Raw genomic sequence first — 19,810 nt, forward strand, 5'->3', positions numbered from 1 at the left:
CTCCGCCACACCACCTGACAATTGCGGGGTCAGGCCTTTTTGGTCCGCGGCAAGAAGATCGCCAACACGCCAAACAACGGCAAGAACGAGCACAGGAAGTAAACGTACTCAATCCCGTGCACATCCGCGAGATGCCCAAGCAACGCCGCGCCAATCCCGCCAAAACCAAACATCAAACCGAAAAACACCCCGGCAATCATCCCGACATTGCCCGGCACCAACTCTTGCGCGTACACCACAATCGCCGAGAACGCCGAAGCGAGGATGAAGCCGATCACCACGCTGAGGACCGTCGTCCAGAACAGATCGACGTGAGGCATGAGCAACGTAAACGGCGCCACGCCCAGGATCGAAAACCAGATCACCGCCTTACGCCCGATCTTGTCGCCGATCGGCCCGCCGAAGAAGGTGCCCGCCGCCACCGCTCCAAGAAACAGGAACAAGTGCAGCTGCGAACTGGCCACCGACAGGTCGAACTTCTCGATCAGGTAGAACGTGAAATAGCTCGTGAGGCTGGCCATGTAGAAATACTTGGAGAACACCAGCAAACCGAGCACCACCAGCGCACTGGTCACCCTGCCCTTCGACAACCCGTGAGTCGCCGCCTGGCCGGCCTTGAGTTTGAACAGGTTCAGGTGATGGGCGTACCAGCGACTGATGCGGTACAGCACGAACAATGCAAACACTGCGAACAGACCGAACCACGCCACGTTGCCCTGACCGAACGGAATAATGATCGCCGCCGCCAGCAATGGGCCGAACGCAGAACCGGCGTTACCACCGACCTGGAAGGTCGATTGCGCCAGACCGAAGCGTCCGCCCGAGGCCAGCCGCGCAATGCGCGATGCCTCGGGGTGGAACGTCGAGGAGCCGATACCAATCAGCGCCGCCGCCAACAGAATCAATGGAAAACTGCCGACCATCGACATCATCACGATGCCAATCAGCGTGCAAATGGAGCCGGCCGGCAGCAGCCAAGGTTTCGGGTGGCGATCAGTGTGGTATCCGACCCAGGGCTGCAGCAACGACGCAGTCAGTTGAAAGGTCAGGGTAATCAAACCGACCTGAGTGAAGCTCAGATCGTAGTTGGCCTTGAGCATCGGGTAGATCGACGGCAGCACCGACTGGATCAGGTCATTGATCAAATGCGCCAGCGCCACCGCGCCGATGATGCGCATCACCAATGGGCTGCTTTGGGGAGGAGCGGACGCCGAGGCAGCGGCGGTCTGAGTGTTGCTGATAGCCATGGAGATTTCCGGACAGCAGATGGGTGCCCGCAGGCAGGTGCGTCAATGTGCCATTTTTCGGTGCGCCAGCGCCATCCCCTTAGCCAGCTAACGAACGAGTTGTTCATCGCCATAACGGTGATAGCGCAACGCCATGGTCTGAATCTTGCCTTGCTTCTATGCTTGAACGCGGCGCCCTTACAAAGGGCGCCGAGAATGGGAAGTTTCGCTACAGAGTCGGCCTACAGAGCGGGCGAGAGTGAACTTTCGAGGCCTTTTAGCAGGGCACAACATCAAGGTCGCACGACCGCGATGCACGCCAATGGTGCGTGGTGTCCAGAGGAGTCATGGGGCATGCAGGCTTTCCTTTCACCGGGGATCAAATTGCTGGGGCGGTTTGGCTTCGCACGTAAATTCCAGCTGTTGTTTCTGCTGTTCATTCTGCCGTTGGCCGGCAGTCTGTTGATGATCGGCCAGGACTATCGCGACAAGCTCAACCTGATTTCCGGCGAACGCGCCGGGGTGCGCCAATTGCTCAGCCTCGATGCGCTGGACAATATGCTCGCCGCCCAACGTGACCGCGCCGCCCGTTGGCGCGCCACGGAAACCAATCGCCAACCGACGCCGGCGACCCTCGCCGCCATGGCTGCATTCGATGGCGTGCAACCCGCCGTCCTGCAAGCCACCGCCGATTTGGGCAATGCCCTGAAAAACGAAGGCGCCGACGGCGAGATTCTCGTCCGCTATCAGGCGTTGCAAACCGCGCTCAATGGCCTGGATTCGAAAAGCCTCAGCGGCGTCGGCTGGTGGCCGGACGGTTACGACCGGTTCACCCATGCCCTCAGCGCCCTGCAAGCGTTGCGCGAGCAGATCGTCATGGACAATCGCCTGACCTTGGCACCGTGGCTGGAAACCTACTTGCTCACGCAAATTTCCACGCAGCACGCGCCAGACTTGATCGAACGGGTCGGTCGCCTCGCAGCGGTGGGTCAGGCTTCGGTGGTGTCCGGCCAGTTCACCTTGCAGAGCCGTTTGCAGTTGCGCGACCTGCGCAGCCGTATCGGCGATGCCCGCGAGCAACTTGTCAAAACGGCAGGCCTGCTCGAAGCGCGACTGCCGAAAGAGCTGCAAGCCTGGGCCGGCCAGTATCACGGCAGCCTGAAAAACCTCGATGCTGGCCTCAAGGTGCTGGATGACGGCGTGTTCGGCGGCAGCATCACGCTCAAGCCCGAAGAGTTCGAACGCAGCCTCGACGCGTTGCTGACCGACCTCGCCTCCCTGCGCCAGCAATCGCTGGTGTCGCTGGATCAGCGCCTGGAGGCCTACCACGCCTCGGCGATTCGCCAGTTCATCCTCGTCGCCGCTGTATTCGGCTGTCTGCTGCTGGCCGCGTTGTACTTGTTCGTCTGCCTGCAAGCCTCGATCCGGCGCAGCGCCAGCGGCATCACCGTGCTTGCCGAAGCCCTGCGTGACGGCAACCTGAGCCTGCAAGTGCCGGTGGAGGGCCGCGATGAGTTGGCGGCGATCAGCACCGCGCTCAACGTCGCCGTGGTGCAACTGCGCAACAGCATGCTCGGCGTCGACCACGAGACCTCGCAACTGAGCAACGCGGTGCGCAGCCTCAACGATCATTCCAGCGGCGCGCTGGGTGAAGTCGAAGCGCAACAGTTGCAGATCAGCCAGATCGCCGCTGCCGCCACGCAACTGGCTGCCACCTCGCAAGGCGTGGCGCAGAGTTGCGAACAGGCTTCCGGCAGCGCGCAGCACACCCAACGCATCGCCGCCGACAGCAGCCGCGACAGCCAACGGACTACCGCGAGCATTCAGCAACTCAATCAACGCCTCAACGAAACGGCAGCGGCACTGGGCCGGGTCAGCGAACAAGGGCAGCAGATTCAACTGGTGGTCGACACCATTCGTGGTGTTGCCGAACAGACCAACCTGTTGGCACTCAACGCTGCGATTGAAGCGGCGCGCGCCGGTGAACAGGGACGCGGTTTTGCCGTGGTGGCCGATGAGGTGCGCAGCCTGTCGCAACGCACGCAATCGTCCACTGCACAGATCGCCGGCACCGTTGACAGCCTACGCGCCACGGTCAACGAAGCCGTGAGTTTGATGGAAGCCGCGTGCGGCCAGGCGCAAACCGATGCCGAGTCGGTCACCGGTCTCGGTGAACGCTTGGGCGAAATCGCCAGCGCCGTACAGAGCGTCACCGACACCCTCGCGCAGATCGCCACGGCGGTTGAAGAGCAAGCGAGTACCGCCGATGAGGTCAGCGGCAATATCCAGCAGGTCGATCAGGCAGCGGTGCGTTTGCTTGAAGGTGCGCGGGCGGTGAACTTGGCGGCGGACACCCTGAGCCAGGGCAGCCATGCGTTGAGCGCCAATACCGCAAGATTCCAACTGCGTTGACGCCCTGCCCGGCCCCGATTTCCGGGGTCGGAGGATAAGCGGTTGAAAACAGGAAGAAATATTTTAAATTTACGCTTGACGCTTTTCCATTTCAGGGGAATAATGCGCGCCACTTGGCTACATAGCTCAGTTGGTTAGAGCATAGCATTCATAATGCTGGGGTCCGGGGTTCAAGTCCCTGTGTAGCCACCAAGTACTAAAAACGGCTTACCGAAAGGTAGGCCGTTTTTTTATGCCTCGAGAAAAGTATCGGTAATCTGTTATTCCGCCGTAATCACCAAGCACCCTTTCATCACGCGGACTTTGACGTTCTCGTTTACCTCGAATCCTGCCTGTCGTAACCACAGGCCGCGTAGCCTGATCCAGGGCACGGGTTTGGCGGGGCTGTGGGTTTTTTCCTTTGTGTGGACCGGGTAAAAGTCTGCGGCGATTTTCAACCGGCGTTCAGTGATGGGGGTTGATGACGTATGATTGGTTTCAGCCATGATTAGCTCCTGTTATTAGCTCCTGTTTAGCTGCTTGTGGTTAGCGGGGCCAGGGTGTTCGTGCACCTTGGTTCCGCGTTCTTTGGGTTACTTCAAACTTCTTTTTCTTCGTCGCTCGTTTTGGTCGCTGCCTGTGCGATCAGGGCGTCGAGCATCTGCGCAATGACCTTCTGTTGGACCTTCGAAAGCTCATTAATGGACTGCAGCCGTCGATACCACGTCGAGGTCAAGCTGCGTCTGGGCGTCTCCGTGTGCGAGGGAGCCCCGAGCAGGTCTTCAACAGGAACGCGAAGCGCAAATGCCATCTTCACCAGTGTCGTGACCGGCATGCTGCGGGTGCCCTCCTCGTAGCCCTGAAAGGTTTGCCGGGAAAGACCTAAGGCCCGTGCAAACCGAGTCTGTGTGATTTCGTGCACTGTGCGTAAGTGAGCAATGCGACTGCCCATCGCCACCAGAAAATCGCGATCCTCGTTGGAAATACTCATGACAATGGCCGACTGAAAATAGAGTTGAATGGCAACGGACTCATCCTTTTCATCTGAAATCCATCCTGGAAATAACGATAGAAACCATCCTCAGGTAAAGGCGCGTAAGTTGTCGACCTGAAAGGTTTGTAGGAGAAATGCCGAGCAACCGACAAGTTGGGCCGAGGTACTACAGGCGCGAAATGCCTTTTCATTCGACTGAATCGGTACTAAGAGATCAGGTTGAAAAAACGCTGTAGGAAACTGGTTCGATGCTGTTATGAATTAAATCGCGCACCACAAAAACAAAAAAACGGCTTACCGCAAAGTGAGCCGTTTTTTGTGCCCGGAGGAAAGTGCCCCCAGCAAAAGCACTAATGATTTACTGCGACCAGTTGCCCAATGCCGACAACCCCTTCCCCCAAACCTGCCGAGTCCGCAACCCCACCATCGCCCGCCAATCAGGGTCCGCTGGATAAAACTGCTCCAGCAAACTCAACTTGATCGCCCTTCCCGTCGCGTCAAGCGGATCGCCATGTAGATGCAGCCAATGGTCATCACGCAAATATCGATGCACGTCCGCTCCCGGATACGTCCCGCACTCGATCACGAATGGCATCAGTTGCACACCTGGTAATGCATTGAGCAACGCCTGCGAGGTGTAACCGGTAGCCGTCGCCGCGACACCGGTTTCACTCAGGGTATCGGCGCCGGTGTGCAGGGTGTAGAGCCATGGGCCGTAGATCGATTGGGCCTGCGCCAACACCGGGTATGGCGCCTCAGTGATGGTCAACAGCATCGGATGACCGTACTCACCAGCCCCGGTGTGCAGGTCGAAACACATCAGCGTTTCTGCGCCAGCCAGATGTGCTTCGATGATTTGATGCAACGTGCGATTCGACCAACTAGGCGCGCGGCCACCGTAAAACAATCCATCGGGATGGCTGTGCTGACCGCCCTCGACAATCGACATCACCGCCGGCCAGCCATGCTCATCGATCTGCGCAGCCAGCAAGGCATCGGCACGTTGTCGCTCGGGGCCGTTCAAGTCGCGGCAGGCGTAGATTTCATGCAGCGCGGCGTAAGCCCGGTTATCCGGTAGCGACCCAGTGAAATCTTGGTGATTGCGGTTGAGGTCGATGTTGTCTTCATTGACCCGCCGCAACCACGCCGTGCCCCAGGGATTGATCAGGTGAACCATCACCACCGCGACGTCCTTGGGCAGCGAACCCGGCACGAAGGTTTTCAGCCAGTCGATCTGACAGTCGGAGCCGTAATAACCCTCCACGCCATGCGTACCGCTAAGCGTCACCAAACGCCGCTTCGCCTGCGGGTTGCCGAGCACAGCCACATCGGTGCTCAACGGTTCGCCAAACGGCCCGCAACGCGGGTGTGCGTAGGAGGTAAGCGTCGCGCCGGCGGATGTCGCAGCGGCAAGAAACTGTTCGCGCTGATGGCGGTAACTGGACTCGCTAGGAAACTCACTGTGCATGTCGGCCTCTTGTAGATTTTTCTGGCTTCACGATTGCCACTGACCCTACAGAAAATTCGCCAAGGCATGAAGGAGAAACACACCGGTGGTTTGCGTCCTTCACGGTCGGTCGATAAAGTCCGTCAGACTTTTATCCCACGGACGGAGAGCCTACGTGTTTCCAGCCCTGCCCTTGAGCCGCTTTCGCCTGCCTGCCCTGACGCTGATTATCAGTGCCCTGACCCTCACCGCGTGCAACGCACCACCCTCCTCGACCCTGCCGCTGGCGCCGGAAGCCGCCTCCGGTTATCGCACCGATCTGCAAACCCGCCACGCCAGCAAACACATGGCCGCCGCTGCGAATCCGCTGGCCGCTGAAGCCGGTCGCGAGATGCTACGTCAGGGCGGTTCGGCGATTGATGCGGCGATTGCGATGCAAGCGGTGCTGACGCTGGTTGAGCCGCAATCCTCCGGGATCGGTGGCGGCGCGATGATCGTGCTGTGGGACGGTAAACAGGTGCGCACCTATGACGGTCGCGAAACCGCGCCGGCCGGCGCCACCGAGAAGCTGTTTCTGCAAGCGGACGGTAAACCGATGCCGTTCCCGCAGGCGCAGATCGGTGGCCGTTCGGTCGGCACGCCGGGCGTGTTGCGCGCACTGGAGATGGCGCATAAACAACACGGTCGCCTGCCGTGGGCGAAGCTGTTCGAGCCGGCGATCAAACTCGCCGAGCAAGGCTTTGCGATTTCCCCGCGTCTGTATTCGCTGCTGGCGTCAGACCCGGTGATTGGTAAATCGCCGGACATGGCCGCGTACTTTCTCAACCACGACGGCAGTGTCAAAGCCGTCGGCACGCGCCTGCAAAACCCGGCGCTGGCTAAGGTGTTCAAGCGCATTGCCAACGAAGGCGCCGATGCGCTGTACAAAGGCCCGATCGCCGAGGAAATCGTCGCCAAGGTTCAGGGCCACGCCAACCCCGGCAGCCTTTCGTTGAACGATCTTCAGCGCTATCAGGCCAAGGAGCGCGCGCCGCTGTGCACCGACTACAAGCGATGGCAGGTCTGCGGCATGCCGCCGCCGTCGTCGGGCGGGATCGCCTTGGCGCAGATTCTCGGCACCTTGCAGGCACTGGAAACCCGCGACCCGCGTCTTTCGCTGACCCCGCTCAAACCCCACAAGACTGACAAACCGGCCGGCATCGAACCCGATCCACAAGCCGTGCATCTGATCGCCGAAGCCGAGCGCCTGGCCTACGCCGACCGCGCGCAATACGTCGCCGACACCGACTTCGTGCCAGTGCCGGTCAAAGGCCTCGTCGACCCAGGCTACCTCGCCAGCCGCGCCAGTCTGATCGGCGAACGCAGCATGGGCAGCGCCAAACCGGGCACGCCGCCGGGCGTGCAAGTGGCCTACGCACCGGATCGCTCGCCGCTGCGCATTTCCACCTCGCAAGTGGTGGCGGTGGATGACCTCGGCGGCGCCGTGTCGATGACCACCACCATCGAAGCCGCATTCGGTTCGCACCTGATGGTTCAGGGCTTCTTGCTGAACAACCAGATGACCGACTTCTCGTTCATCCCCGAAGAGAACGGGCAGAAAGTCGCCAACCGTGTCGAACCCGGCAAACGTCCACGCTCGTCGATGGCGCCGACGCTGATCTTCGACCGCAACAGCGGCGAATTCCTCGCCAGCGTCGGCTCACCGGGTGGCTCGCAGATCATCGAATACGTGGCGAAAACCACCGTCGGCCTGCTCGACTGGAACCTCGATCCGCAAAGCGCCATCAGCCTGCCCAACTTCGGCAGCCGCAACGGCCCGACCGAACTGGAACAAGGCCAGTTCAGCCCGGCGCTGATTCAGGCGCTGAAGGACAAGGGCCACAGCGTGAATGAAATCGACATGACCAGCGGCACCCAGGCCGTCGTGCGGGTCAAGGATGCGCAAGGGAATGTGTCGTTGGCGGGTGGCGCGGATCCACGGCGTGAAGGGGAAGCGTTGGGCGATTGAGGCTACGCAGTGAATGGAAAAGGCTTACCGGGAGGTAGGCCTTTTTTATGCTCTGAGATCGAGTTTTTGCTTGGCGACCACGACTCAGCGACTAGCCACCAAATGCGCCCCAAACAGCAGATAACAACCACCGGCCAATCGATCCAGCCATTGACGTGACCGCTCGTAAACACCGGCAATCCGCCGACTGGCGAAGAACAGCGCCACGCTGCAATACCAACTGAACGACAACGTGGCCATGGTCATCACCGCCAGCGCCAGCAGCAACGGCGGTATATGGGCAGGCATCGCGGTGGCGAAGATTGTTGCGACGAAAAGCGCCGATTTGGGGTTGGTCATGTTGCCCAGAAAACCGCGCCCGTAAGCACCGAGCAACGTTTGCTGCGCAGCATCTGAAGCGCCTGGGACGATGGGCGCCTTGCGCTTGAATTGCTTGAGTCCGAGATAGATCAGGTAGCAGCCGCCGGCAATCTTGAAGCTCAAGTACAAGGTCGGCGCTGCGCTGAACAATGACTGGATACCCAGGCCGCCCGCCAGTCCCCACAACACCGTTCCGCTGGCAACGCCGAGCGCCGCTACCACGCCATGACGGCGGGAGCGGCTGACTGCGAGTTGAGCGATGTTGAAGAAATTCGGGCCGGGTGTGACCACCGCAACTGTCCATAGCAACGCCAGCGACAGTAACGGAGCGAGATAACTCGAAAGGGAAAGGTCCATGGGGCACGTGTGATTGGTTCGACAATGCCCCTACCTTGCAACATTCAGCAATGTTTTGCCATCAGCCACCATTCAAATCGCTAGCGTCTTGCCATCCACCGCGTCACCAATCGTCAGGAAATGCCCACCCGCCACATGGTGCAGCGTACGCAAACCATCATGCCCTTCGAAATGCCAACGCCCTTCACTGAACACACGCTCATCGGCGTGAGCGGCGATGACTTCGGCGAGAAACAGATCGTACTGTTCGTGGTTACGCGGCTCGGGCAACAAGCGGCATTCGAGCCAGGCGACGCAACCGTCGAGCAATGGCGCCTCGACTTTCTCGCCAGCAAAGGTCTGCAAGCCATAGGCCTGAAACTTGTCCTGCCCTTGGTTTTGAGTGATTTCCAGACCCGACGTGTTGCCGACGGTTTGCACGATATCGGCCTGATTGACGCACGGCACGTTGAGGACGAAGGTGCCGGACGCTTCAAGCAATTGCCGCGTCCAGGTGGATTTGTCGAGTACGACGGCGACTTTCGGCGGTTCGAAATCCAGCGGCATCGCCCATGCGGCGGCCATGATGTTGCGCTGGCCGTCATGGGCGGCGCTGACCAGAACGGTCGGGCCGTGGTTAAGCAAACGGTAGGCTTTGTTCAGGGGTACCGGGCGGCGGTGGGAATCGCTCATGGGGATCTGCTCCGGGAAAAAGGAACAGATTGTAGCGCCAGCGATTGGAGAAACGCAGAACCTGTGGGAGCGAGCTTGCTCGCGATAGCGGTCTGTCAGGCAACGCATTGGTTGAATGTCAGACCGCTATCGCGAGCAGGCTCACTCCTACAGGGTTTGGTTCAGGTCAGTGGGACAGTTGATTGGCGAACTGCCCGACCGCATCGACCACTTTCTGCGCGCCGTCCTGAATCTCGAGGATCACCGTGCCCGCCTCCGCCGCGAGCGCCAGCCCTTGTTCGGCCTGGAGCTTGCCGTCGGTCATCAGGGCGACGGCGTTGCGCGCCATTTCCTGGTTCTGCCGCACCACGCCGACGATTTCCTCGGTCGCCTGGCTGGTACGTGAAGCCAGTTGTCGCACTTCATCGGCCACCACAGCAAAGCCGCGCCCCTGCTCGCCAGCACGCGCTGCTTCGATCGCCGCGTTGAGCGCCAGCAAGTTAGTCTGCTCGGCAATGCCGCTGATGGTTTTGACGATGGTGCCAATCACCAGCGACTGCTCGTTCAGCGCTTCGATGCCTTCACCGGCGGTCTGCATGTGCCGCGACAGATCGCGCATCACGTTGACGGCCTCGGTCACAACGGTCGTACCGCGTTGCGCGGTGCTGTCGGTCTGCTGCGAGGTGCTGTAGGCAATGTTGGCCGCGTCAGCGACGGCTTGCTCGCGATTGACCTGATCGGTGATCACCGTGGCGAACTTCACCACTTTGTACAGTTTGTTGTTGGCATCGACCACCGGGTTGTAGGACGCCTCCAGCCATACCCTACGACCATGGCTGTCGACACGCTTGAAGCGTTCAGCCACGAATTCGCCATTGTTCAAACGGCGCCAGAAGTTCTGATACTCGGCGCTGTTGTATTCCTCGGGTGTGCAGAACATACGGTGATGTTTGCCTTTGATCTGCGCCAGGCTGTAACCCATGCCGTTGAGGAACCGCTCGTTGGCGTTGAGCACGTTGCCGTTGAGGTCAAACTCGATCACTGCAGTGGAACGCACCAACGCGCCGATCAGGTTTTCGTGTTCGCGGGAGGCTTCGATGGTGCGGGTCAGGTCGCTGGAGAAGATCGAAATATGTTTGATCCGACCATCCGAAGAACGTACAGGCTGGGCAATCGAGCGCAACCAGGCCTCTTCACCATTGCCACGCAACAGGCGCACGGCTCCGGCGAAGTGCTCGCCTCGGGTCAACGCATTCCTGAAGCGGTGGTGAAATTCGTCGGATTTGACGTGAGCCGGCACGATATCCTCAAGCGCCCGCCCCATCAGGTCCTGGCTCTTGTAGAGCATCTCGTTGAGGAAGTTCTGGTTGACCGATTGAATCCGTCCGTCCGGTTCAAGGGTCAGCACCAGCATCTCGCTTTCCAGGCTTTCCTTTACCTGCACAAGACTGGAGAGTTCTTCACGAAGAGCGGCCAGCTCTTGCTTCAGGCGTTTGTTGAACATGGGAAAGCACCGATGGGCAGGGTAGTAAGCGGGATACAGCCTAACCATCGGCCTTGGAAGTCTTTTCTGAAGAGCGTTTGAGACCGGTCAGTCAAAAATAGTTTGGGCGGTTGGCGTCAAGCAGCCCCGGCCACCTGACACGGGCCCGTGCGCGGCATCCGCGAGCCGAAATACGCAGCACTGAGAATCCCCACTACGCCCATCACCGCGCAGAAGATCACGCAGATCCAAGGGCTCCACGGCATCAGACCGATCAACAACAGCGGTGTGATACTCGCCCAGGCGGCGTAGGCAATGTTGTAGGTGAAGGAGATCCCCGACACTCGGATACGCGCCGGGAACAAACCGACCATCACCGACGGCACCGCGCCGACGACACCACACGCCAGACCAGCCACTGCATACGCCAGACCGACCCAATCGCCGCCCATGATCAGACAGCCATAAAGCACGGCGATGCCTAGCGGCAGCAGCAGGCTGTAAAGCATGACGGTGCGCCAGGCGCCGATGCGATCGACCAGCAGACCGGCGATCACGCAACCGATATTGAGGAAGACGATGCCCAATGCGCTCAGGGCAAAGGTGTGGCTAGCGGTCATGCCGAAGGTTTTCTGCATCATGGTCGGGGTGATGACCACGAACACCACCACTGCCGAGGTCAGTACGCAAGTCAGTAGCATGGCCGGCAGCATCGCCAACCGGTGTTCACGCAGCACGGTACGCAGCGGCAGTTCGACCCGCGCTTCGCGTTGCGCTTCCATTGCCATGAATACCGGAGTTTCGCTTAACCAGCGACGCAGATAGACACCGATCACGCCGAATACGCCGCCGAGCAGGAACGGATAGCGCCAGGCGTAATCGAGGATTTCCGCCGGGGTAAAGGCTTGCGCCAGAAAGGTCGCGGTCAGTGCGCCGATCAGATAGCCGAACGTCAGCCCGGCCTGCAAAACGCCCAGCGCATAACCACGATGGCCGGTCGGTGCGTGTTCGGCGACGAACACCCAGGCGCTCGGTACTTCACCGCCGACGGCCGCGCCTTGGAGGATGCGCAGCGCCAGTAATAGCAGCGGCGCGAAATAACCGATCTGCGCATACGTCGGCATGATCCCGATCAGCAGGCACGGCAACGCCATCATCAGGATGCTCAGGCTGAAGACTTTCTTGCGCCCCAATCGGTCGGCGAAATGCGCCATCAGGATCCCGCCCAGCGGCCGCGCCAGATAACCGGTGACGAAAATCCCGAAGCTCTGCAACAGGCGCAGCCACTCGGGCATTTCCGGCGGGAAGAACAACTGGCTGAGGGTCAGGGCGAAGAACACGAAGATGATGAAATCGTAGATCTCCAGCGCCCCGCCAAGGGCCGCAAGGCCGAGGGTCTTGTAGTCGGAGCGGCTGAACGGCGCAGGTTTGGCCGTGGTTTGGGCAGTCATGGCAAAGAACTCTGGCAGGCAAAAAACCAAGGCGCCCATGGTCTACGCAAATGGGCGGATGGACAACCCGTTAGACCATCGTCATGGTTTGGCAAAACCTGCTCACAAAACGGCGGCGGTTGATTTACTGTTTATGCCTGTCCTGAGGGTACGCAAAGCTCTGACAGTCATATCCACAGGGGTTATCTGGTTTGACTGATAGGGATGGCAGCCCCAAGGGACCAAAAATAACCATAAAAAATCCGAGGTACTCCCGTGGCCGTTGATATCGAAGATAGCCGCTCCGCACGCTTTGCCCTGCGCTGTTCAAGTTTTGCCGAACGCTGGTTTCCCGACTCCTGGGTATTCGCCGCGCTGGCCGTGATCATCGTGGCAGTGGCCACGCTGGCCATGGGCGCCAAGCCCACCGCTGCCGCGATGGCGTTCGGTGATGGCTTCTGGAGCCTGATTCCGTTCACCATGCAGATGGCTTTCGTGGTGATAGGCGGCTACGTTGTCGCCAGCTCGCCCCCCGCCGTGAAACTGATTGATCGCCTGGCACGCATCCCGAAAAACGGTCGCTCCGCCGTGGCCTGGGTTGCCTTGATCTCGATGGTCGCGTCGCTGCTCAACTGGGGTCTATCGCTGGTGTTCGGCGGTTTGCTGGTGCGCGCCCTCGCCCGCCGCACCGATCTGAAAATGGACTACCGTGCCGCCGGGGCCGCTGCCTATCTGGGTCTTGGCGCGGTGTGGGCGCTGGGCTTGTCGTCGTCGGCTGCGCAGTTGCAGGCCAACCCCGCCAGCCTGCCGCCATCGATCCTGTCGATCACTGGCGTTATTCCCTTCACCGAAACCATTTTCCTCTGGCAGTCCGGCGTGATGCTGCTGGCGCTGATCGTGATTTCGATCATCATCGCCTACGCCACCGCCCCCGGGCCGAACTCCGCGCGCGACGCCGAGGCCTGCGGCATCGACCCGGCCTTTAACCTGCCTCCGCTGCAACCACGCACCCGGCCGGGTGAATGGCTGGAACACAGTCCGCTGCTGATCATCGTGCTGGTGCTGCTGGCGGCGGGATGGCTGTTCCACGAGTTCTCGACTAAACCGGCGATCACCGCGATCTCCGGGCTGAACACCTACAACTTCCTGTTCATCATGCTCGGCGCATTGCTGCACTGGCGTCCGCGCAGCTTCCTGGACGCGGTTGCGCGAGCGGTGCCGACCACTACGGGCGTGCTGATTCAGTTCCCGCTGTACGGCTCGATTGCCGCGCTGATGACCACGGTCAAAGGCGCCGATGCGCAAACCCTGGCGCATCACATCTCGACGTTTTTCGTGAGCATCGCCTCTCACGATACCTATGCGTTGTTGATGGGCGTGTACTCGGCGATTCTCGGCTTCTTCATCCCGTCCGGCGGCGGCAAGTGGATCATCGAAGCGCCTTACGTGATGCAAGTGGCCAACGATTTGCAGTATCACCTCGGCTGGGCGGTGCAGATCTACAACGCCGCCGAAGCACTGCCGAACCTGATCAACCCGTTCTACATGCTGCCGCTGCTGGGCGTGCTCGGTCTGAAGGCGCGAGATCTGATCGGCTTCTCGTTCGTGCAATTGCTGGTGCACACGCCGCTGGTGCTGCTGTTGCTTTGGGCGCTGGGGACGACATTGGCGTATACGCCGCCGGTGATGCCGTAAATGATTGGATTGCACCTGCCTAAGGGCAGGTGCAATCAGTTTTGCTCAGCAGGAAGGACCTTCAAAAGTTCGGGCAATGCGACCTGGACTGTTTCCCACACCACATCCAGGTTGATATCGAAATAACCGTGCGCAATCCGGTTGCGCATTCCGCGCATGGCACGCCATGGCACCTGAGAATTCCGGGCGGTGAACTCAGGATAACGATCCATTACCTTCGTAGCCGCCTCGCCAATGATAACCAGGCTCATGATGACCGCTTGCTGGGTACGCTTGTCGTCGATGAACTCTTGTTTGCTCAGGCCTTCGACAAAGATCAGCGCATCACTCGCAGCTTGGCGCATGTGCTCAAGGTAATCGCCGAGCCGGTTCTCGATCATACGGGACGGGCCTGATCAAGAACCTGCTGACGAAACTTCAACGGCAGGTCTCCCGGCGTCAGCAAATCAACAGTAACGCCGAGCAGATCCTCAAGTTCGACCTGAAGTCCGCCGAGATCAAACAAGGTGGCCCCGGGCAGTGGATCGACCAAGAGATCAAGATCACTGCCTTCCATATCAGTCCCCAGCACCGCAGAGCCAAAGACTCGGGGGTTGGTCACGCGAAATCTGCCGACCACTTCACGGACGGCAGTTCGTTGCAAATCAAGAGCAATGGAAGGCTTCATGGTTCACCGTAGCCGGTTTCAATATCGCAGCAGTCTAGCAGTGCCGATGCGCGGTAGACACCGCGCCATTTGTAACCCCACCGTCACATTCCCTTGCTAGCGTCCGCCAGAAACATACTGAAACATTTAAGCAAAAACGGGCGCGACATGAACGACGATACAGACGCTAAAGACCCCTCCTCGCCAGAATCTGATAAACCCACCGACACCAGTCGCCGCCGCTTTCTCGGCGGCGTTGCGGTACTCGGTGTCGGCGCAACACTGGCGGGTTGCAGCAACGCGGGCGATCAATCCGGCCAACCGGCCGAGCGCCCATTGTCTGCGGCCGAGTTGGACAAGGCGCTGCGCGATCAGGTGAAAACCGTGGTGGTGATCTACGCCGAGAACCGCAGCTTCAATAACCTGTTCGGTGATTTCCCCGGTGTCGAGAAACCGCTGTCAGCGCTAAAACCTGCCGACTATCAACAACGCGACCGCGACGGCAGCCTGCTGCAAACTCTGCCGCCAGCCTGGGGTGGTGTCTTGCAGATCGGTCCGCAAACCCTCGATGGCGTAACCTATCCCGGCGCCACGCAGTTTCAGGAAAACCTGCCCAACGCACCGTTCGCTCTCAAAGGCCCGAATGGCGAAGACTTGCCGTTTGGTCTGGTTACCCGCGATTTATGGCACGTGTTCTATCAGAACCAGATGCAGATCAATGGCGGCAAGAACGATGGTTTTGTCGCGTGGGCCGATTCCGGCGGCTTGACCATGGGCCACTACGCACAGAGTCGCTATTCCCTGCGTTTGTGGGACGTCGCGCAGGAATTCGTGCTGTGCGACAACTTCTTCCAGGGCGCCTTCGGTGGCTCGTTCCTCAACCATCAATACCTGATCAGCGCCACCGCGCCGTTTTACCCGGACGCTGCCAATTCGGTGGCCAAAAGCCAAATCGCTGCGCTGCAAAGCGATGACCCGGCCGATCCAAGGCTCAAACCGCTGGCGCAATCACCCGCCAGTGCCATGACCGGCCCGCCGCAGTTTGGCCCGAGTGCGCTGACGCCGGACGGTTTCGCGGTCAACACTCTCGCCCCTCCCTACTGGCCAACGTGGATTCGCGACCCGGAGCGTCCGGCGTACTCGAAACCCGATCTGCCCAACGTGTTGGTGCCGCAGACCCACGAGCACATCGGCGACAAGCTGTCGAAGAAGAACGTCGACTGGGCGTGGTACGCCGGGGCGTGGCAGGCGACGCTGGAGCAGTACAAGGATTCCGGTGGCATTCCGAAGATCCCAAACTTTCAGTATCACCACCAGCCGTTCAACTACTTCAAGCAGCAAGGCCCGGAGAATCCAGCCGAGCGCAACAAACGCCTGCGCGATGCCGGGTTGGGTGACGAGTCGAGCACCAACAAGTTCTTCGCCGATGCCGAGGCCGGCAAGCTGCCCGCCGTGAGTTTCTACAAACCCCAGGGCAACCTGAACATGCACGCCGGTTATGCCGACGTGGCGTCAGGTGACCGGCACATTGTGCGTGCGCTGAAGGTGCTGCGCGAAAGTCCGCAATGGAAAAACATGGTGGTGATCGTCACGGTGGACGAGAACGGCGGCTGGTGGGATCACGTTGCACCGCCCAAGGGCGACCGCTGGGGGCCGGGCTCACGCGTGCCGGCCTTGGTGGTGTCGCCATTCGCACGCAAGGGCACGGTGGATCACACGGTCTACGATACGGCATCGATCCTGCGCCTGATCACCCGAGTGTTCCAGCTGGAGACCCTCGACGGCCTCAAGCAGCGCGATGATGCAATGACCGCAAGAGGCCAGAAACCCATGGGGGATTTGACCAACGCCCTGCATTTTCAGGTCTGAGAGCGAGTCCTGCGGCGCAGCGTAAAAATCTGCGAATGATGGCTTCTCTGTGTCACAGCGCTGATCCAATATGAAGCGCCCCAACAATCGGGGGAAACCACGCTGAAAAGGATCTGAGCATGTTCAAATTCGCAGGACTTACCCTCGCCGCGCTCACACTGAGCGCGGCCGCCCACGCCGATGTCGACCTGAAACTGGGCAGCACCGAGCGCGTCACCCGCCTCTTCGCCTATCCCAACAATTGCAGCGTGATCTGCTTTCGCAATTGGTCGCTGGAGCAGACCGTCGCCCATTATCTGAGCCAGAGCGTGCAGCGCGATGGTTACACCGATGCCAAGGTGCTGGTGAAGAACGATAACGGCCAGATTTACGCCGAAATCAGCGGCGTGCCTGAGGGGTACGACAAACCGCTGTCCGCCCTGCTCGATGCCGGTGATCTGGCTTATACCGGCGCGAGCAAACTCAATGCCGACGGCAAATGGGCCTATAGCTGGTATCTGTTCCTGCCACTGGGCATGGCCCTGGAAAATCGCAAAAGCGTCGAGCTGTTGCACTTCCCGCCGGATTACTCACTGACTCAGGCTCAGGATTATCTGCGTTCGAACACCACCGACCGCTGGGCAACGCTGTTGACGGTCAATGGCATCCCTGCCGAGCAGACACCTGCTTACCAGACCATTATCGACATCGCCCCGATTGCCGCGCCGTCCAACGCCGGCAGCGATCTGGAAGGCGTCTATGACTACTTCAAGGACTACCAGACCACACTGGTCAAACAGTTCAGCCAGACCGCCAAGGGCACGACGCTGCCGATGGTGGCTTTCGGCGCCCCCGTGCGGAACTGGATCAAGCAGCAATACGGGCCGACCGTGAATGTTCTGGGCCTGGCGACCATCAGCCCGAGCACAGGCGTGAACGTGCCGGTGCTCGGTTCGAACCACCCGAGTTACATCTGGTACGCCGCCGACCCCAAGAGCTACACCGGCGACGATGCGCAGGCCAAAGCCGATGCTGCTGGTTTGAAAGTGATGGGGCAGGATTTGAGCGCCGCCTGCTGGCAGGCCGGGATGGGCAGCAAACCGGGAAGTGATCCGCAAGCCACGCTCAACAGCTGCACCCAGACCTGGCAGGTGACGCAAAAGGTTAAAACCTGCGAGCTGTTCTACACCTCGATCCGCAACCTGAAGCCGGAAGACGCCGCTGCCAAGTGCACGACCACGCCGATCAAGGCGCAACTGCAACAGCTCAAAGCCCCGCTGCCAGCCGCTGCGGTTCCCGCTCCACATCTGTAATCGAGCAGACGTGATTCCTGTGTCAGTCATGACTGACGCGGGAAAGCGTCTATCTCGACTGTCAGATCTGACAGTAGACCGGCTATACCTATACGAATAGATTGGATCCAAAGAAACGTGTCACCGTGTTGACAGGACGTCAACCAAGGAAGTCGCAGCCCCTTGCGACAAGGATTGTTATGAATACCCATGCCGTTGCTGGATCCGCTCCACGCGATACCGAAGGCATCTACCCCTTCGCCGGACTGCCGGTGCGCCTCGGGTTTCCATCCAGCGCCGACTTCGAAGTCATCCACGATCAACACGGCAACCCTGTGGCGGTTGCCGCGCGCCGTGAGTTTCTGCATACCAGCCGGATGTGCCGGGTTTCGGGGCAATTGCTGCCCTATCGCTGTCGACAGACCCGCCAATTGCTGACCGGCATTCATATCTACGATCCGCGCTTTTGCGGATTGCTCGAACACGCCTGCGACCCAAATGTGTTTCTCGACATGAGCGAACTATGGCTGTGGGCGTTGAAAGATATCCACAGGGGCGAGCGCCTGACCATGGATTACGCCGCCACCGAAGACAAACTGCTGCGCCAGTTTGCCTGCGGTTGCGGGTCTTCGCGTTGCCGAGGGTGGATCACCGGTTACAACGAACCACCGAGCATTGAGGGCCAGCACTTTCTGCAGCGCTGGCACCGGCAATGCTCACGTTGAACAGCCCCTGAAAAATCCGGGTTACAACTCACCGACCGGACGCAAACGGTATTGCGGCGGCAACTGTTCGAAACCGCTGATGGTCGTGTTCAGGCTTTTCCAGCGACCGTCCTTGATGCCATAGATGCAACCGTGGATCGACAGGCTCTGCCCGCGATGCCAGGCGTTCTGGATGATGCTGGTGTGGGCGACGTTGGCCACTTGCTGGATGACGTTGAGCTCGCACAGTCGGTCGACCTGTTCCTCTTCGGTTGGCAGCTTGGCCAGCTCTTCACGTTTTTCGTAGTACAGATCGCGGATCGAACGCAGCCAGCCGTCGATCAGGCCGAACTGACGATCCTGCATCGACGCCCGCACGCCGCCACAGCCGTAGTGGCCGGTGACGAGGATATGTTTGACCTTGAGCACATCGACCGCGTACTGGATCACCGACAGGCAGTTGAGGTCGGTGTGCAGGACCACGTTGGCGACGTTGCGGTGAACGAACAGATCTCCCGGCAGCATGCCGACGATTTCGTTGGCCGGCACCCGCGCGTCGGAGCAGCCGATCCATAGATATTCGGGGGTTTGCTGGCGAGCCAGTTTGGCGAAGAAATCCGGGTCTTCCTTGGTGATCGCGTCAGCCCAACGCTCGTTGTTATCAATCAGGTCTTGTAAGTCATGCATGCTGTAAGGCCTCAAGAAAGATGCGCAGCTTTGACAGACAACCGTCCGTCGGGGTCACGAAAGGATCGCAAGTGTTTTGATTGGAATTCTCGCGTGCCGGGTGTGTCCACCCAAGTAAGGCCCACAGTATGAGGAATTGCCATGACTGATTCACGACGCCCTTACGATGCGGTGCAACCGGAGCCCATCGATGATAACGAAGACCGCATGGGTTCGATGCGCGAACTGGACTTCGACGAAGACGAACAGCCCAGCGCAAAAATTGGCGATGAATTGCCCGAGCGTGAGCGCAAACAACTGATGCCAGAGGAACGCGTGCGTGAGGCGGGCATGACGGGAGCGTCAGTCAGCGACCATGAGCCGACCGACGACGACATGAGCCCGGAAACGCTGATTCATGAAGATGGTGCCCGGGATGCCGCAGAAGCGGGTGAAAACAATCCGGCGGATTGGGATTTGAGCGTGGTCGATGAAGATGACATCGGCGGCGGTAACGGCCTGGATGAGGCGGAACTGGCGCGGCGCGATCCGATTGATGGCAACCGCTGATCACCCGCCATCATGCAATCCCCTGTAGGAGCTGCCGCAGGC

The 19,810-nt window shown here is 59.9% G+C and carries 18 protein-coding genes, 1 tRNA gene and 1 pseudogene; 8 read left to right on the forward strand and 12 right to left on the reverse strand.

What is annotated here, in order from left to right; translation table 11 throughout:
• Positions 1-29: 29 nt before the first annotated feature.
• Positions 30-1,247: an MFS transporter gene (locus tag IAI51_RS08565; RefSeq protein ID WP_187678060.1), complete on the reverse strand. Its 1,218-nt coding sequence runs from the start codon at positions 1,245-1,247 to the stop codon at positions 30-32.
• A 333-nt stretch (positions 1,248-1,580) separates the two neighbouring features.
• On the opposite strand from IAI51_RS08565, the gene IAI51_RS08570 reads away from it, so the two are divergent.
• Both IAI51_RS08570 and IAI51_RS08575 read left to right on the forward strand, forming a co-directional pair.
• Positions 1,581-3,638 carry a methyl-accepting chemotaxis protein gene (locus IAI51_RS08570; RefSeq protein WP_187678061.1) on the forward strand — a complete coding sequence of 686 codons (2,058 nt, stop codon included), beginning with the start codon at positions 1,581-1,583 and terminating at the stop codon, positions 3,636-3,638.
• Positions 3,639-3,753: 115 nt separating this feature from the next.
• Positions 3,754-3,830: transfer RNA gene (locus tag IAI51_RS08575), tRNA-Met, on the forward strand.
• A 68-nt stretch (positions 3,831-3,898) separates the two neighbouring features.
• Here the strand turns inward: IAI51_RS08575 and IAI51_RS08580 are convergent.
• The 3 genes from IAI51_RS08580 to IAI51_RS08590 all read right to left on the reverse strand — a co-directional run bounded on the left by IAI51_RS08580 (position 3,899) and on the right by IAI51_RS08590 (position 6,079).
• On the reverse strand, positions 3,899-4,123 hold the full coding sequence (locus tag IAI51_RS08580) for a SymE family type I addiction module toxin (protein WP_187678062.1): 225 nt from the start codon (positions 4,121-4,123) through the stop codon (positions 3,899-3,901).
• 92 nt (positions 4,124-4,215) lie between these two features.
• Positions 4,216-4,608, reverse strand: coding sequence for a helix-turn-helix domain-containing protein (locus tag IAI51_RS08585; protein WP_262410319.1), 393 nt, complete (start codon positions 4,606-4,608; stop codon positions 4,216-4,218).
• Between the two features lie 361 nt (positions 4,609-4,969).
• Positions 4,970-6,079, reverse strand: a complete 1,110-nt coding sequence (locus IAI51_RS08590; RefSeq protein ID WP_187678063.1) for a DUF2817 domain-containing protein — start codon at positions 6,077-6,079, stop codon at positions 4,970-4,972.
• A gap of 154 nt (positions 6,080-6,233) precedes the next feature.
• On the opposite strand from IAI51_RS08590, the gene ggt reads away from it, so the two are divergent.
• Positions 6,234-8,066 (forward strand): gamma-glutamyltransferase, encoded by a 1,833-nt coding sequence (ggt, locus tag IAI51_RS08595; RefSeq protein ID WP_187678064.1) that lies wholly within the window; start codon positions 6,234-6,236, stop codon positions 8,064-8,066.
• Positions 8,067-8,150: 84 nt separating this feature from the next.
• Here the strand turns inward: ggt and IAI51_RS08600 are convergent, their stop codons facing one another.
• The 5 genes and pseudogenes from IAI51_RS08600 to IAI51_RS08615 all read right to left on the reverse strand — a co-directional run bounded on the left by IAI51_RS08600 (position 8,151) and on the right by IAI51_RS08615 (position 12,368).
• Positions 8,151-8,783: a LysE family translocator gene (locus IAI51_RS08600; protein ID WP_187678065.1), complete on the reverse strand. Its 633-nt coding sequence runs from the start codon at positions 8,781-8,783 to the stop codon at positions 8,151-8,153.
• A 72-nt stretch (positions 8,784-8,855) separates the two neighbouring features.
• The gene (locus IAI51_RS08605; protein ID WP_187678066.1) at positions 8,856-9,455 is read right to left on the reverse strand and encodes a flavin reductase family protein; all 600 of its coding nucleotides are present in this window, start codon (positions 9,453-9,455) and stop codon (positions 8,856-8,858) included.
• Between the two features lie 166 nt (positions 9,456-9,621).
• Entirely contained in the window at positions 9,622-10,182 is a 561-nt protein-coding gene (locus tag IAI51_RS28195) for a methyl-accepting chemotaxis protein (protein WP_410457997.1), read from the reverse strand.
• A pseudogene (locus IAI51_RS28200) lies at positions 10,162-10,986 on the reverse strand (PAS domain-containing protein); the annotation flags it as partial. The gene IAI51_RS28195 and the pseudogene IAI51_RS28200, both read right to left, overlap by 21 nt.
• A 68-nt stretch (positions 10,987-11,054) precedes the next feature.
• Positions 11,055-12,368, reverse strand: coding sequence for an MFS transporter (locus IAI51_RS08615; protein ID WP_187678068.1), 1,314 nt, complete (start codon positions 12,366-12,368; stop codon positions 11,055-11,057).
• Positions 12,369-12,623: 255 nt separating this feature from the next.
• Between IAI51_RS08615 and IAI51_RS08620 the strand changes: the two genes are divergently transcribed.
• On the forward strand, positions 12,624-14,042 hold the full coding sequence (locus IAI51_RS08620) for a short-chain fatty acid transporter (RefSeq protein ID WP_187678069.1): 1,419 nt from the start codon (positions 12,624-12,626) through the stop codon (positions 14,040-14,042).
• Between the two features lie 35 nt (positions 14,043-14,077).
• Here the strand turns inward: IAI51_RS08620 and IAI51_RS08625 are convergent, their stop codons facing one another.
• Together IAI51_RS08625 and IAI51_RS08630 are read right to left on the reverse strand one after the other, a co-directional pair.
• Positions 14,078-14,422: a DUF86 domain-containing protein gene (locus IAI51_RS08625; RefSeq protein ID WP_187678070.1), complete on the reverse strand. Its 345-nt coding sequence runs from the start codon at positions 14,420-14,422 to the stop codon at positions 14,078-14,080.
• A complete protein-coding gene (locus tag IAI51_RS08630) occupies positions 14,419-14,709 on the reverse strand; it encodes a nucleotidyltransferase family protein (protein ID WP_187678071.1) in 291 nt (96 codons plus the stop codon). The genes IAI51_RS08625 and IAI51_RS08630 overlap by 4 nt, the downstream gene beginning before the upstream one ends.
• A 147-nt stretch (positions 14,710-14,856) precedes the next feature.
• On the opposite strand from IAI51_RS08630, the gene IAI51_RS08635 reads away from it, so the two are divergent.
• The 3 genes from IAI51_RS08635 (at position 14,857) to IAI51_RS08645 (ending at position 18,553) form a co-directional block, all read left to right on the forward strand.
• Positions 14,857-16,557, forward strand: coding sequence for an acid phosphatase (locus IAI51_RS08635; protein WP_187678072.1), 1,701 nt, complete (start codon positions 14,857-14,859; stop codon positions 16,555-16,557).
• Between the two features lie 119 nt (positions 16,558-16,676).
• Positions 16,677-17,849, forward strand: coding sequence for a hypothetical protein (locus tag IAI51_RS08640; RefSeq protein ID WP_187678073.1), 1,173 nt, complete (start codon positions 16,677-16,679; stop codon positions 17,847-17,849).
• Positions 17,850-18,028: 179 nt separating this feature from the next.
• Complete coding sequence (locus IAI51_RS08645; RefSeq protein WP_187678074.1) at positions 18,029-18,553, forward strand: SET domain-containing protein-lysine N-methyltransferase; 525 nt, start codon at positions 18,029-18,031, stop codon at positions 18,551-18,553.
• A gap of 21 nt (positions 18,554-18,574) precedes the next feature.
• On the opposite strand, the gene can is transcribed toward IAI51_RS08645, so the two are convergent.
• Positions 18,575-19,219, reverse strand: a complete 645-nt coding sequence (gene can / locus IAI51_RS08650; RefSeq protein WP_187678075.1) for a carbonate dehydratase — start codon at positions 19,217-19,219, stop codon at positions 18,575-18,577.
• A gap of 141 nt (positions 19,220-19,360) precedes the next feature.
• Between can and IAI51_RS08655 the strand changes: the two genes are divergently transcribed.
• A complete protein-coding gene (locus tag IAI51_RS08655) occupies positions 19,361-19,768 on the forward strand; it encodes a serine kinase/phosphatase (RefSeq protein ID WP_187678076.1) in 408 nt (135 codons plus the stop codon).
• The last annotated feature ends 42 nt before the right edge of the window (positions 19,769-19,810 follow it).

The organism is Pseudomonas sp. N40(2020) (assembly GCF_014472415.1).
GTDB lineage: Bacteria > Pseudomonadota > Gammaproteobacteria > Pseudomonadales > Pseudomonadaceae > Aquipseudomonas.

What these genes read in the sequence shown, in the direction of transcription:
- IAI51_RS08615 (WP_187678068.1), bottom strand. Translation starts at nt 12,368, where the DNA reads ATGACTGCCCAAACCACGGCCAAACCTGCGCCGTTCAGCCGCTCCGAC.
- IAI51_RS08625 (WP_187678070.1), bottom strand. Translation starts at nt 14,422, where the DNA reads ATGATCGAGAACCGGCTCGGCGATTACCTTGAGCACATGCGCCAAGCT.
- IAI51_RS08590 (WP_187678063.1), bottom strand. Translation starts at nt 6,079, where the DNA reads ATGCACAGTGAGTTTCCTAGCGAGTCCAGTTACCGCCATCAGCGCGAA.
- IAI51_RS08570 (WP_187678061.1), top strand. Translation starts at nt 1,581, where the DNA reads ATGCAGGCTTTCCTTTCACCGGGGATCAAATTGCTGGGGCGGTTTGGC.
- IAI51_RS08640 (WP_187678073.1), top strand. Translation starts at nt 16,677, where the DNA reads ATGTTCAAATTCGCAGGACTTACCCTCGCCGCGCTCACACTGAGCGCG.
- IAI51_RS08600 (WP_187678065.1), bottom strand. Translation starts at nt 8,783, where the DNA reads ATGGACCTTTCCCTTTCGAGTTATCTCGCTCCGTTACTGTCGCTGGCG.
- IAI51_RS08580 (WP_187678062.1), bottom strand. Translation starts at nt 4,123, where the DNA reads ATGGCTGAAACCAATCATACGTCATCAACCCCCATCACTGAACGCCGG.
- IAI51_RS08630 (WP_187678071.1), bottom strand. Translation starts at nt 14,709, where the DNA reads ATGAAGCCTTCCATTGCTCTTGATTTGCAACGAACTGCCGTCCGTGAA.
- IAI51_RS08655 (WP_187678076.1), top strand. Translation starts at nt 19,361, where the DNA reads ATGACTGATTCACGACGCCCTTACGATGCGGTGCAACCGGAGCCCATC.
- IAI51_RS08645 (WP_187678074.1), top strand. Translation starts at nt 18,029, where the DNA reads ATGAATACCCATGCCGTTGCTGGATCCGCTCCACGCGATACCGAAGGC.
- can (WP_187678075.1), bottom strand. Translation starts at nt 19,219, where the DNA reads ATGCATGACTTACAAGACCTGATTGATAACAACGAGCGTTGGGCTGAC.
- IAI51_RS08565 (WP_187678060.1), bottom strand. Translation starts at nt 1,247, where the DNA reads ATGGCTATCAGCAACACTCAGACCGCCGCTGCCTCGGCGTCCGCTCCT.
- IAI51_RS08635 (WP_187678072.1), top strand. Translation starts at nt 14,857, where the DNA reads ATGAACGACGATACAGACGCTAAAGACCCCTCCTCGCCAGAATCTGAT.
- IAI51_RS08605 (WP_187678066.1), bottom strand. Translation starts at nt 9,455, where the DNA reads ATGAGCGATTCCCACCGCCGCCCGGTACCCCTGAACAAAGCCTACCGT.
- IAI51_RS08585 (WP_262410319.1), bottom strand. Translation starts at nt 4,608, where the DNA reads ATGAGTATTTCCAACGAGGATCGCGATTTTCTGGTGGCGATGGGCAGT.